The organism is Rothia aerolata, assembly GCF_014635585.1.
Taxonomy (GTDB): Bacteria; Actinomycetota; Actinomycetes; order Actinomycetales; family Micrococcaceae; genus Rothia; species Rothia aerolata.
This window is the reverse complement of the sequence record NZ_BMDC01000003.1, coordinates 1-12,558: the sequence shown is the minus strand read 5'-3', so window position 1 is coordinate 12,558 and position 12,558 is coordinate 1. Positions and strand designations below refer to the sequence as shown.

Below are 12,558 nucleotides of genomic sequence, written 5' to 3'. Positions count from 1 at the left end.
AACCGACATATTAGCCCGGGCGCCCCAAAGTGGAACAAAAACCCTGCACTTGTAGAGGGGGCAAGGTTATGCTTGATGTGCTATCTCGAATCAAAGGCGATGCGACGATGCACGCCTTGGGTTTCGGTAACACCAAGTGCATATTATCCGATCGATACAAAGGCGAATCGATCGAGGAAGAAGGATAGATTCGTGGCAACTTCTACCGAAAACGCTCACCAGCAGTGGCTGACTCGCGAGGCAGATGCAGAGGCAATGATTCCTCTGATTGGTAAGCTCAACCGCGAGAACGGCGTGGTGGTAAGCATTCACGGCCGAAGCCTCGTTAACCGCTCAGTTATTCAGATTCTGAAGCTGCACCGCTTCGCTCGTCAGGTGGATTCTGAGGAGCTTGACCCCGCTAACTCCCTGAAGATTTTGCAGGAACTCGTCAAGCTCGATTTGGGCCCCTGCTCCGTCGGTATCGCCCAGCTGTGGCACAAGTTCGTAGAGTCTGGCTCTGAAGACCTGGCGGCCTGGCTGCGCACCGAGCTTGCCGAGGTAGTGGGCAAGAAGGGTGAGACCGAGATTGAGACCCAGGACGTCGTCCTCTACGGTTTCGGTCGCATCGGCCGCCTGCTCGCGCGAATCCTTCTCGAACGTTCCTCCGGCTCGGGCCTGAACCTGCGCGCCGTCGTCGTGCGTAAGAACGGCGAGAAAGACCTCTTCAAGCGCGCCTCCCTGCTGCGCCGCGACTCGGTGCACGGGGCCTTCCGCGGCACTATCCGGGTAGATGCCGAGAACAACGTAATTATCGCTAACGGCACCCCCATTCAGTTCATCTACTCCTCAGACCCGGCAACCGTTGACTACACCGAATACGGCATCAACAATGCAATCGTGGTAGATAACACCGGCCGCTGGCGCGACCGCGAGGGCCTCTCCCAGCATCTAAAGTCCAAGGGTGTCTCCCGCGTGCTGCTGACCGCCCCCGGCAAGGGCGATCTGAAGAACATCGTCTGCGGTGTCAATGACAACATCATTACCGACTCAGACCAGGTGCTCTCGGCGGCCTCCTGCACCACCAACGCCATTACCCCGGTGCTGAAGGTTATGGGCGATGAATACGGTGTAAAGCACGGCCACGTGGAGACCGTGCACTCCTTTACCAACGACCAGAACCTGATTGACAACTACCACAAGGGCGACCGCCGCGGCCGCTCGGCAGCACTGAACATGGTGCTCACCGAGACCGGCGCCGCTAAGGCAGTGGCCAAGGCCCTGCCCGAGATGGAGGGCAAGCTCACCGGTAACGCTATTCGCGTTCCCACCCCCGATGTCTCCATGGCAATCCTGAACCTGCAGCTGGAGAAGGCTCCCGAATCCAAGGAGTCCCTCAACGAGGTGCTGCGCAACGCCGCCCTGCACTCCTCCCTGCGCCGCCAGATTGACTACACCGATTCCCACGAGGTTGTCTCCACCGACTTTGTGGGCTCCCGTACCGCCGGTGTGGTAGACGGTCTGGCAACCATCGTTACCGGCAACACCGCCATTCTCTACGTCTGGTACGACAACGAGTTTGGCTACTCCTGCCAGGTGATCCGCGTGGTCGAGAAGATGGCGGGCAACTCCGTGCCGACCTTCCCCGCGGCGTCCTAAGAGTCCCTAACCAACTCTGGCCCTCAACGCGGAAAGCACCGCACGCAGGGGCCAGAGCTGGTCAAAAACCTTCACAGCTCATTCATAGCTAAGGTATACATTCCACATAAACCCGCTTTCTAAGCTGAGAACATCAACTTAGAAAGCGGGTTTTCGTGATGAAAAAGCGTAGCCAGGGGCGGGCAGCCCACAGAATTGCCACTGCCGGCGTGCTGACTCTCTCCGTAGCGGGCGCGGGTATTCTAGGCTCCGAAATCTTTCAGGAGGCCACTGCCTCCAAGGTTGCCGGCAGCAGCTCGGTAGACAGCGAATCGTCTGAGACCTCCTCCAAAACCACCTCGCCCTACGTTCAGCAGAACACGCAGAAAAAGGTCACCGGCAGGAGCTCTGGATCCTAATGAAAATTTTTGACTGGGTTCAGTGGACCTCCGACTGCCGTCTCGCTGTTGATACCGAGGACGACGCCGCTGCGGCCGCCGCCCGCCGGGCGGTCTCCTACGAGCTGGAGTCGGTGGAGAGGGTAATGAACCGCTGGGTCAAACACAGCGAAATCTCTCTTATCAACGACTCTGTGCGAGCGCGGGGGTCGGTCAGTTGCAAGGTCAGCGACACCCTGGCCTTCCTCATCATGCAGGCGCTCTACTCCTACGACTTCACCGACGGGGCCTTTGACCCCCGCGTAGAAGATTCCCTGCAGGCCCTGGGATATGGGGCGGGGCTGGAGAGCCTGGATCTTCAGGTGACCTCCGGGGGCAGGCTGGTCTGCCAGCAGACAGGCTCCCTGAACCTACACGATCAGGTGCAGCTCAACTATGAGAATCAGGGGTGGCTTCTGACCACCTCTGCCACCCTGGATCTGACCGCTATCGGCAAGGCATGTGCCGCCGACTTCGCAGCCGAAGCGGCGGCAGAAGCCGCCCAAGCGCCCGTCCTTCTCAGCCTCGGTGGAGACATCTCTACGGCCGGTGCCTATTACTCGCGGGAGAAAAACCCCGGCTGGGCAGTGGTGGTTGAAGATTTGCTGGGCGACCCCCAGGCAGTCGTCGAGCTCATCAATAACGGGGCAATCGCCACCTCAAGTTCACAGAAGCGCACCTGGGGAGAGGCCAGCTGGCACCACATTATCGACCCCCGAACCGGGCTTTCTGCCGAGCCAGACCTCAAGACGGCCAGCGTGATTGCTGAGACGGCGGCTGTAGCCAATGTGCTGGCAACCGCGGCAATTGTCTGGGGCAGGCAAGCCAAGGAGGAACTGGCCCAGCGTAACTGTGCGGCGAGGCTGGTCACCGCACAGAACCTCTTGATTCACCACAACTGGCCGGAGAATACCGAACAGGGATCCGATCCCGAACTGGCAGGAGCCAGCCGTGACTAATGAAGTTTTTTGGGCGATCGCCCGCTCTACCGGAGTGATGAGTCTTTTGCTGCTGACAGCCTCGGTTGCTCTGGGTGTGGCCACTCGTTCAGCAAGACCCCTACCCTTTATTCCGCGCTTTGCGGTGATGCAGATTCACCGCTCGGTTTCCCTGCTCTCCCTGGTCTTTGTACTGGTGCACGTGGGGAGCCTGCTCTTCGATCGCTACTCGGGGCTAAACCTGCTGGACTTCTTCGTTCCCTTTATGTCTAGCTCAGACGCGCTCACCAACGGCTTGGGAACCCTGGCCCTAGACCTGCTACTGGCCCTGGCTATCACGGGGATTCTGCGGGCCCGCATCAGCGAAAGACTCTTTCACCTGGTGCACTGGGGCGCCTACGCCTGCTGGCCGCTAGCCCTAGCCCACGGACTGGGCTCGGGTTCTGACTCGGGTGAGAGCTGGTTCCTGGCTCTTTGCATCGGTTGCATAGGGGTGGTTGCGCTGGCTCTGGTTGCCCGGTTACGCAGCCGATTTATGGATTATTCCCACAAGAGAACCCGGGAGGTTCGCTCATGACACTCCGCCTCGACCTTTCAACACCGCAGGTCTTCGCCGCCGGCTACCATGCTGACCTAGCGGCCCACCGCGCTACCTTTGGGGACTTTCCCCAGGTTCCGGCCGATACTCTTCTGGCTCAGGTACAGGCTTCATGCCTGGATGGACGCGGCGGAGCCGGCTTCTCCACCTATACAAAGCTAGCGGGCACCGAAACCGGGCGGAAGACCACGGTGATAGCCAACGCGGCAGAGGGAGAATACCTCTCCTTCAAAGACCGTATGCTCCTCGAGCACGCACCGCACCTGGTGCTAGACGGCCTGCTTTTGGCGAGCGCCCTGGTAGGCTCTTCGCGGCCGGTGCTCTACGCCCGCCAAGAATCGATGGCAGGGGTTGCCGCCCTGGCACGAGCTCGCGGTGTGGAACTCATCCAGGCTCCGGGAACCTATATTTCGGGTGAGGCCTCTGCCGCTGCCCGCACCTACCTGCAGGGAATCTCTAAGCCCATGGATCGCACAACTCGGCTCAACCGTGCCGAGCCCGGCACGAAGAACGTGTTTAGAGCCGAGCGCGGGCCCATTCTGGTACACAACGTAGAAACCCTGGCCCAGCTCGCCCTCATCGCCCGCTACGGGTCAGATTGGTTTGCACGCAAGGGCACCCGGCTCTTTACCGTCCACACCCGCACCGGCGCCGGAGCCCTCGTGCTTGAACTTCCCCACGGAAGCTCCACCCGAGAAATTCTCCTAAAGGCGGGCTTTACCGGCTTTGAAATTGCCGCTGCCCCCGCGGTTCTTACCGGCGGTTTCTCGGGAACCTGGGTCAAGGGAGAAACCCTAAATACCCCACTCGGCGCACTTCCCGGCGGGGAGGGCTCAGAGCAGGCCATAGCCGCGGGCACCGGAATCATCTACCCCCTGCTCCAGAAAGAAGACCCCCTCACCGTAGCAGCCTCCTTCCTCAACTATCTAGCGGCAGAAAATGCCGGCCAGTGCGGACCCTGCGTCAACGGGCTCCCAGCCCTGGCAGACGCCTTTACCGCCGCCACCCTGGGAATTCCCGGCGCGGCCGCAGAAGTAGCCCGGCTGGGTCGCGGAGTCAGCGGACGAGGCATGTGCAAGCACCCCGATGCCACCGCCCGATTTGCTCTCCACACACTAGAGACCTTCACCCCAGCGAACAGACCGAGCCGCCCCCCGCGCGTCCTGCAAAACAGCTAAAGGAAAAACCGTGAAAACCGCACTCCAAGAAAAAACCCTCCACATCAACTGGGGCAAATGCGCCGGACGGGGACTCTGCACCGAGCTTCTCGAAGAAAAGCTCAGCGCCGACGAGTGGGGCTACCCCTACTCCCCCGAAGGCACCAACGTAAGAATTCCAGCCGAGCTAGAAAAAGCTGCCCGCCAGGCTGCCTCGGACTGCCCTCTGCGTGCGCTGAAGCTGATTTAGGTTTTTAGTACACATTGAGAGCGCCAGTACATTTACACAAATGTACTGGCGCTCTCAATGTGTACCCACTAGAAAGGTAAGGGGCGGCGTCCCTAATGTAAGCTCAAGGCTACATGTAGCGCTTACCCACCGGCTCAAAACGCACCAGCACCGACTTGTAGACGGGGGTGTTGGAACGCTCAGAGGCCGAATCCAGGGGAACCAGCACGTTACCCTCGGGCATGTAGACCGAGACACAGTCCTTCGCGTGGTCGTAGGCTACGCAGCGGAAGCTGGGGGCGCGGCGCTCGCCGTCCTCCCACACAGAAACGATATCCACCAGGTCGCCGTCCTGCAGACCGCGAGCAGCGAGGTCCTCGGGGTTCACAAAGACGACGCGGCGGCCGCTGTACACACCGCGGTAGCGGTCATCCAGACCGTAGATGGTGGAGTTGAACTGGTCGTGCGAGCGCACAGTCGAGAGCAGGAAGTAGCCCTCGGGCAGTTCCTTCACGTTAGTGTAGTTGACCGAGAACTGGGCACGGTCGGTGGAGGTCTTGAAGACGCGCTCGCGGGGGCCGTTGGGCAGGTAGAAGCCACCGGGCTTCTCGATGCGCTCGTTGTAGCGCTCGAAGCCGGGAATGGTGCCCTCAATGGCGTTACGGATATTGCCGTAGTCGTCAATCAGATCCTGCCAGAAGTCATCGCCAAAGGTCTCGCGGCCGATGGAGCAGATGATATCTACCTCGGAGCGCAGGTTGTAGCCCAGGTTAGCCTTGCGCTTGCCGATCGAAGCGGAGACAACACCGGCAGAGTTCTCCACGGTAATCTTCTGGGGGCCGGACTTCTTCATGTCCACATCGGTACGGGAGAGAACGGGCAGAATCAGGGACTTCTCACCGGGGTAGGCGTGGGAACCGTTGGGCTTGGTGGAGAGGTGAACGGTCATCTCCTGGGCCATCATGCCCTCCTGGCAGGCGGTGGTATCTGAGGCCACGCGCACCAGGTTTCCACCGAGGGACATGAAGAACTTGTTGCCACCGTCGCGAATCTGCTTGAGAGAGTCAACGGAGTCCAGACCGTGCTCGCGGGGTACGGGGAAGCCGAAGTAGTCTTCCAGGTTCTTCAGGAAGGCCTCGGGCATCTTCTCCCAGATACCCACGGTGCGGTTACCCTGCACGTTGGAGTGGCCGCGGAAGGGGGCGGTACCGGCACCGGGCTTGCCGATATTGCCGGTGAGCAGCAGGAAGTTGACCATCTCGCGAATGGTAAAGACGGCGTCCTTGTGCTGGGTGACGCCCAGGGTCCAGGCAACCACCACGGAGCCAGCCTTCTCCACCATATCTGCCATGCGGGAGACCTGGGCTGCGGAGATACCGGAGCCGCGCTCCAGCTCGCGCTCGTCCAGGCTCATGAGGTGTTCCTTGACCTCGTCAAAGCCGGAGGTGAACTTCTCAATGAAAACGTGGTCAATAGCATCGCGGCGAATCAGCTCGCGGTTGAGCTGCTGGAAGAGCGCGCGGTCGCCGTCCAGGCGCACCTGCACGTACTCGTCTGCCAGCTTCTCAGAGATACCCAGGCCACCCTTGACCGACTGGGGCTCCTCAAAGGCCATGAGGCCCACCTCGGGCATGGGGTTGATAGCAATCATCTTGCCGCCGTTTTCCTTCATCTTGTGGAAGGTGGTCAGCGAGCGCGGATGGTTGGTGCCGGGATTCTGGCCCACGGAGATGAAGAGGTCGGTGGTTTCCAGATCCTTCATGGTGGCTGAGCCCTTACCCAGGCCCAGGGTCTCAGACAGGGCCACACCGGTGGACTCGTGGCAGAGGTTACCGCAGTCGGGCAGGTTGTTGGTGCCCAGGCGGCGGGCCAGCAGCTGGAAGGCGTAGGCTGCCTCGTTGGAGGCGCGGCCGGAGGTGTAGAAGACCGCCTGGTTGGGGTCGTCCAAGCTCTTCAGCTGATCCTTAATCAGGGAGAAAGCCTTTTCCCAGGAAATCGGGCGGTAGTGGTCATCACCCGAGGAGCGGTCGTAGAGCAGGGGCTCGGTAATACGACCCTGGTGGCCGAGCCAGAAGTCGGTCTTGTCTTTGAGCTCGGTTACGGAGTACTTCGCCCAGAATTCGGGGGTTGCGGTTTCGGGAGCGGTCTCCTCAGCAACAGCCTTTGCGCCATTCTCGCAGAACTCTACAATGTTGAGGTCATTCTGGCTGGGTTCGGGCCAGGCACAGGAGGGGCAGTCGATGCCGCCGTGCTGGTTCATCTTCAGCAGGGTGGGAACAGCCTTGTTGGGGGCTGCCATCTTCATGGCGTGGTAGACACCGTGCTTACCCGCTGCTGCCTTGGACTTCTTGCCAATCTTGGGGTAATCGTACACATTAGCTTCTGCGCTAATACGGCTCACGGTAGGAGCGTCGGTTTGGGGGGCGTTCATTTTTCAACCTAACTTACTGTGGAGTGCGTATTTCAAATTGTATCGTTGCTTACTAATCGAGGTCGAGTTCGCCGCTGTAAATATTGAACCGGTCGTCGCGGGCGAAGGCTACCAGCGTCAGCCCCGCTTCTTCTGCGAGTTCAATAGCTAAGGACGACGCCGCGGAGACCGCGATCAGCGCGGAGAAGCCAGCCATAATGGCTTTTTGTACGAGTTCAAAAGAGGCTCTCGAACTCATCACCAAGATTCTTCCCGGCTTGTCCAGCGTGTCTTCGAGCATGAGGTGACCGATCACCTTATCAGCCGCATTGTGGCGGCCAATATCCTCGCGGGTCACAAGATGGGTGCCGTCAGATTCGAAAGCCGCGGCGGCGTGAATACCGCCGGTTTTCTTAAACATCTTCTGGTTCTCCCGCAGCTTCTGGGGCAGCTGAAGAATCAGCTCTGGCTTGAGCTTAACCGGGGTAATCTCACGGTAGCGCTTATCCATAATGGTCTCAATGGAGGTTGAACCGCAGACTCCGCAGGCAGAGTTGGTGGTGGTCAGGCGCAGGTTATCAAGGGTGGGAGCCTTAACAAAGAGCGACTGCTGCACATCGAGGGTGTTGTAGGTGTTCTCCCCATTAGGGCCCACCGCACCGGCACAGTAGCGGGCATTGACCACGTCTTCTGCGCTCTTAATCAACCCTTCCGAGTGCAGGAAACCGTGCGTTAGCTCCAGGTCATGGCCGGGAGTGCGCATGGTGGTGGTGATGGTTTGACCACCCATGCGAATCTGCAGGGGCTCTTCAGCCGTAACGTTGTCGCTACGCTTATTGACGGTGAAGCTACCGTCTTCAAGACGGATCACCTTGCGCATGGGTGCCGAACGGTTAAGCCTGCCCATCCCGATAACCCTTCACTGCCTCTTCAACCTCAGCAATCCGCTGCTTGATTACCTCGACATCAGCATTTTGGGCCGAGAGACCCACCAGGAAAGCCGCCAGGGGCGCTGCCGGGCGCACAACATCGTGGGCAATATGCTTGGTCATGCCCAGCAGGTAGGGCATCACCTCGTCGATAATCTCCGGGTTGAGTTCTAGATCCTTCGAAACCTGCCCGAGAAACTCTTTAGCTCTGATCAGATCATCCGGTTTTTTCTCGCTCATACAATTTACTTTACCGCGACACTAAAGTTTTTGTGCAGTTAAGCAAAGTGAGCTGGGGCAAGGGCGGCCTGTCTATGCCTTCTTTCCCTCAACCAGACCCAGGGGCTCGATTCCCTCCGGCAGCGCGAAGAAGGCAGCCGCGGCGTCGTCCTCAACCTCCTCCAGGCGGGAAGGCTGCCACCGCGGGGTTTTATCTTTGTCGATTACCTGGGCGCGGATTCCCTCGCGCATCTCGTGGCCGCGCATAGCGTTGATTGCCATAGCAAAATCAGCATTGAGCACCTCTGCCAAGGTGGTCTGCTCGGCACGGCGAACTCCGTAGAGCGCCATCTTGATGCCGGTAGGGCTATTGTGTTCCAGCGCCTGTAGAACCTCTGCGGCAAACTCCTCGGTCTTGGCGAACTCTGCCACGCGGTTGCGAATCGCCACGGCGTCATCACCACTGAAAGCCTCTTCAATCCAGTGGGCATTCTCTGCCAGGGGCGAGGCGGGCGGCTCCTCCGCGTACTGGGTGATTACCTGCTCGATTGAGTCGGGGCCGGTGGCGGTTTCCAGATGGGTAATGAGCTCAGGCAGCCGTTCAGAGGGCACATAGTGGTCAGCAAAACCGTTGTGCAGGGCGTCTCCGGCGTTCATGTAGATGCCGGTCATCGCCAGGGCGGTACCCAGCTGGCGGGGTGCCTGCGACAGCAGCTTGAGGCCGCCAATATCAGGGCTAAAACCGATAATGGTCTCAGGCATGCCCACCTGCGATTTCTCGGTCACAATACGGTGGGAGCCGTGGGCACTCACGCCCACGCCGCCGCCCAGGGTCACGCCGTCCATAATCGAGATGAAGGGCTTGGGGTAGGTAGCAATACGGTAGTTGGTGCTGTACTCGGCGCGGAAGAAGTCGATACCCGCTTTTTCGTCTTCAGCTTCAATAGCCCGGTAAAGGCTCACGATGTCACCGCCGGCGCACAGACCGCGCTCCCCCGCTCCCTGAATTAGGACGCCGGCCACGCTACTATCTGCCTCGAAGCGGGTCAGCGCGCGGTCAATGAGCTGGAGCATCTCTAGGTTGACAGAATTAATGGCCTTGGGCCTGTTGAGAGTGATAACGCCCAGCCTGCCTCGGATCTCGGCGAGAACAAGCTCTTCCTGGGGCTGCGCGGTGTTTTCTTGCTTTTCTTCAGCCACGAACAGTGCTCCTTTGCAATTCGGTGTTCTGAGACCACTTTACTTCGTGGGTTAAGTCAAGACCCTCCACCCCAAAGTGGCATGAACTATTTCTTCGAGCAAATCCCGTACTGGCTTGAGCCAGACGCCAAGCAATATTGGCCATAATAAAGACCAGCCGCGAACTACGGGTAAACGGAAATTCCCACTTGCGGCCAAATGCCTCATCAAGGTCTTCATTAGTAAATGTTTCTAGATACTTTTTGAAGTAGTCCTCGATGGCCAGAACTTAATCAACAAGTGAATCGCCCTGCTGAGCCATAATAGAGCAGGCTAGGTCAGTATGCTTACCAATGCGGGAATAAATAATATTTATTTCCTTGTCACTATCTTCAAAATTTAAAAAATTTTTCATGAAATATATAGCTATATTCTCAAAAAAGAACAAAGAGTCAAAAAAGTTTTTCTTCGCACATCCGCAAATTATTATATCCCCATGATAAATGACTAGTATTTTTATATCTGGAGTAGGGAAAATTGATATATTCATCTGACTTATTTCCGGACATATCAGCAATTATAGCCTTTCCAATGGCTTCGCCCAATGGAACAGGAACAGCATTCCCAAGCTGTCTATATTGATCATTTATTGATCCAGCTACATTCCAATCACTCGGAAATCCTTGAAGTGCCTTATACTCCTCAATACTTAATGGGCGCAGTTCAATAGGATGACATAAATCAGTCGCAGGCATCGTAGGACTAGTAACCAATGTAGGGGAAGGCTTACTGCGAGTAATACGTCGATAAAATCCCGTTTTACCTCCCCCCAAAAAATATGCTTTACCCAAAGCTTCTTTTTGATCTTCCGTTGAAAGGGATGTCCAGTATTCCCCTTCTTTTAACTTTCTAAAATATTTCAATCTTTTTTCTGGAAACTGTGAAAAATGATGTTCAATTACATCAAGATCATTGCAAACATCGCCAAAAGTTTTCCACCGGGGGAGTCCCCATGACTCATCATTACTGTTGGTAGGTTTTAACCAAGGCATTACTGAGCCATCGCGTTTAGCAATTAAAATCACACGTTCTCGGGTCTGTGCAGCACCAAAATTTGCAGAATTGTATAAGTTAAATGAAACACCATACCCCATATTTTCTAGATTTCTAAGAATCAGAGTTAAAGCTCCACCAGAAACGGCGTTTTCACCCCTCCGAAGAGGGTACGGAGTTGATAGGAGACCACGTACATTCTCAATTACTAAATATTTAGGTCGGATTTCAGCTGCCAATTCTAAGTAGCGGAGAAAGACATTTCCTCTTGGGTCATTGAAAGCCCGGCGAGATCCGGCAGTACTAAACGCTTGGCAGGGCGGCCCACCATGCATAATATCAACCTCATCATCAGTATCCAGACCTGCAAATTCAAGAATCTGTCCTGCAGTAGTATTTGAAATATCACCTATTAGTGCAGCTTCTGGACGATTTGACTGAATTGTCATTCGAGCTTCTCGATTATTTTCACAATGGAGTAAATTAGTTACTCCCACATTTTCCAAACCAAGATCCAATCCGCCTGCACCAGAAAAGAAAGATAAGGCAGAAATTTTGGGCTTATTATTTAATCGGCGCTTATGATCACTGGGTGCTTCACAGAGATTGTTATCAACAAGATATTGCTTCACACTCTTAGCTGGGTAAATTTTTCGCTTACCCACTACCTCATATTGCAATTCACCCCTATTACTAAGCCTAGTAATAACAGCAGATGATACTCCAAGTTTTTCCGCTACTTCTTTCCCTGACAGGTACTGATTCATATGGTCTTCAATTCTAAATAAATTTTTTGTTTCATAGACCATTTTACACCCCGAGAGCAAAGCACTACAAGAATTTGACCAATAAGTTAAGGGAGTGCAATTATTAAAAGGTAGACCAGACAAAAAGGAGCTATCTTGGAATCCATCGAACAACAAGCTAGAAAAATCATGGATGAAATCGACCCTAATCTAAGCGAACCATTCGTGAAAATTATATCTTTCTCGCTTGACAATCCTGAATTTGCAGTAAAACAGAGGAAGTCAAAAAATAACCCTAATCCTTCATTCGAGAGCGAACAAAATTTAAGATGGCTTGCAGAAAAATTTGTTAACGGCAGAAAGAACAGAGATTTACCTCAACCAAAAACTAAACCAGATCCCGCCTTGTCCGAAGTTATGATTAGTGGTTACGGAGTTCCGAAGAATGAAGTTAAGACCCAAATCGAAGGACATCGAGTTGCTATGGTAGCTGAAAATATAGTAGGTGACCTGCTAGAAAGATATATCTTTAGTGTTTTAAAAGATAACGATTGGATTTGGTGTGCTGGAGAAGTTGTTCGCAGCATAGATTTTATTCGCCCTTCAGCCAAATTTAAATGGGAATCCCTACAAGTCAAAAATCGTGATAATTCTGAAAACTCATCAAGTTCTGCGATAAGGAACGGGACTGATATACAAAAATGGTATAGAACCGTATCTCGTACAGGAAAAACTAAATGGGATAACTTCCCCCTCGATTTAAAAGGTAATAAACTAACAGAAGAAGGTTTCCGTAAATTTATAGACAACTACTTCAAAGAATATTATGGAAATTAAAATTGTCTCTACGCATGGGTAGAAAAGGAAGACCGGGGCAACTTGCCCCAGTCTTCTTTTGATAAGTTTAAATAGAAAAGGGTCCGGAGCACCACACCCCAGACCCCTTCCAACATCCCAAACAAAAAACCGGCGGCAACCTACTCTCCCACACCGTCCCCAGTGCAGTACCATCAGCTCAACAGGTCTTAGCTACCGGGTTCGGGATG

12 protein-coding genes and 1 rRNA gene are annotated in these 12,558 nt (G+C 55.3%); 7 read left to right on the top strand and 6 right to left on the bottom strand.

Annotation, left to right across the window (positions count from 1 at the left end; genetic code table 11):
• Window positions 1-192 precede the first annotated feature (192 nt).
• The 6 genes from IEV00_RS08020 to IEV00_RS07995 all read left to right on the top strand — a co-directional run bounded on the left by IEV00_RS08020 (window position 193) and on the right by IEV00_RS07995 (window position 4,997).
• Window positions 193-1,638: a glyceraldehyde-3-phosphate dehydrogenase gene (locus tag IEV00_RS08020; RefSeq protein ID WP_268234173.1), complete on the top strand. Its 1,446-nt coding sequence runs from the start codon at window positions 193-195 to the stop codon at window positions 1,636-1,638.
• Window positions 1,639-1,793: 155 nt separating this feature from the next.
• Window positions 1,794-2,036: a hypothetical protein gene (locus IEV00_RS08015; RefSeq protein WP_188359848.1), complete on the top strand. Its 243-nt coding sequence runs from the start codon at window positions 1,794-1,796 to the stop codon at window positions 2,034-2,036.
• Window positions 2,036-3,013 (top strand): FAD:protein FMN transferase, encoded by a 978-nt coding sequence (locus IEV00_RS08010; protein WP_188359847.1) that lies wholly within the window; start codon window positions 2,036-2,038, stop codon window positions 3,011-3,013. Before IEV00_RS08015 ends, IEV00_RS08010 begins: the two co-directional genes overlap by 1 nt.
• A complete protein-coding gene (locus IEV00_RS08005; RefSeq protein ID WP_188359846.1) occupies window positions 3,006-3,569 on the top strand; it encodes a ferric reductase-like transmembrane domain-containing protein in 564 nt (187 codons plus the stop codon). The genes IEV00_RS08010 and IEV00_RS08005 overlap by 8 nt, the downstream gene beginning before the upstream one ends.
• The gene (locus tag IEV00_RS08000) at window positions 3,566-4,768 is read left to right on the top strand and encodes an NADH-ubiquinone oxidoreductase-F iron-sulfur binding region domain-containing protein (protein ID WP_188359845.1); all 1,203 of its coding nucleotides are present in this window, start codon (window positions 3,566-3,568) and stop codon (window positions 4,766-4,768) included. Before IEV00_RS08005 ends, IEV00_RS08000 begins: the two co-directional genes overlap by 4 nt.
• A 10-nt stretch (window positions 4,769-4,778) precedes the next feature.
• Window positions 4,779-4,997, top strand: a complete 219-nt coding sequence (locus IEV00_RS07995) for a ferredoxin (RefSeq protein WP_188359844.1) — start codon at window positions 4,779-4,781, stop codon at window positions 4,995-4,997.
• Window positions 4,998-5,106: 109 nt separating this feature from the next.
• Here the strand turns inward: IEV00_RS07995 and IEV00_RS07990 are convergent, their stop codons facing one another.
• The 5 genes from IEV00_RS07990 to IEV00_RS07970 form a co-directional block, all read right to left on the bottom strand.
• The gene (locus IEV00_RS07990) at window positions 5,107-7,407 is read right to left on the bottom strand and encodes an FdhF/YdeP family oxidoreductase (RefSeq protein WP_188359843.1); all 2,301 of its coding nucleotides are present in this window, start codon (window positions 7,405-7,407) and stop codon (window positions 5,107-5,109) included.
• 52 nt (window positions 7,408-7,459) lie between these two features.
• A complete protein-coding gene (gene fdhD / locus IEV00_RS07985; protein ID WP_188359842.1) occupies window positions 7,460-8,293 on the bottom strand; it encodes a formate dehydrogenase accessory sulfurtransferase FdhD in 834 nt (277 codons plus the stop codon).
• A complete protein-coding gene (locus IEV00_RS07980; protein WP_188359841.1) occupies window positions 8,280-8,555 on the bottom strand; it encodes a DUF6457 domain-containing protein in 276 nt (91 codons plus the stop codon). Before IEV00_RS07980 ends, fdhD begins: the two co-directional genes overlap by 14 nt.
• A 72-nt stretch (window positions 8,556-8,627) precedes the next feature.
• A complete protein-coding gene (locus IEV00_RS07975) occupies window positions 8,628-9,734 on the bottom strand; it encodes an enoyl-CoA hydratase/isomerase family protein (protein ID WP_188359840.1) in 1,107 nt (368 codons plus the stop codon).
• 431 nt (window positions 9,735-10,165) lie between these two features.
• Window positions 10,166-11,575: a DNA cytosine methyltransferase gene (locus tag IEV00_RS07970; protein ID WP_229723148.1), complete on the bottom strand. Its 1,410-nt coding sequence runs from the start codon at window positions 11,573-11,575 to the stop codon at window positions 10,166-10,168.
• Between the two features lie 93 nt (window positions 11,576-11,668).
• On the opposite strand from IEV00_RS07970, the gene IEV00_RS07965 reads away from it, so the two are divergent.
• On the top strand, window positions 11,669-12,349 hold the full coding sequence (locus IEV00_RS07965; protein ID WP_188359839.1) for a SinI family restriction endonuclease: 681 nt from the start codon (window positions 11,669-11,671) through the stop codon (window positions 12,347-12,349).
• 127 nt (window positions 12,350-12,476) lie between these two features.
• On the opposite strand, the gene rrf is transcribed toward IEV00_RS07965, so the two are convergent.
• Window positions 12,477-12,558, bottom strand: a 5S ribosomal RNA gene (rrf, locus tag IEV00_RS07960); the annotation flags it as partial.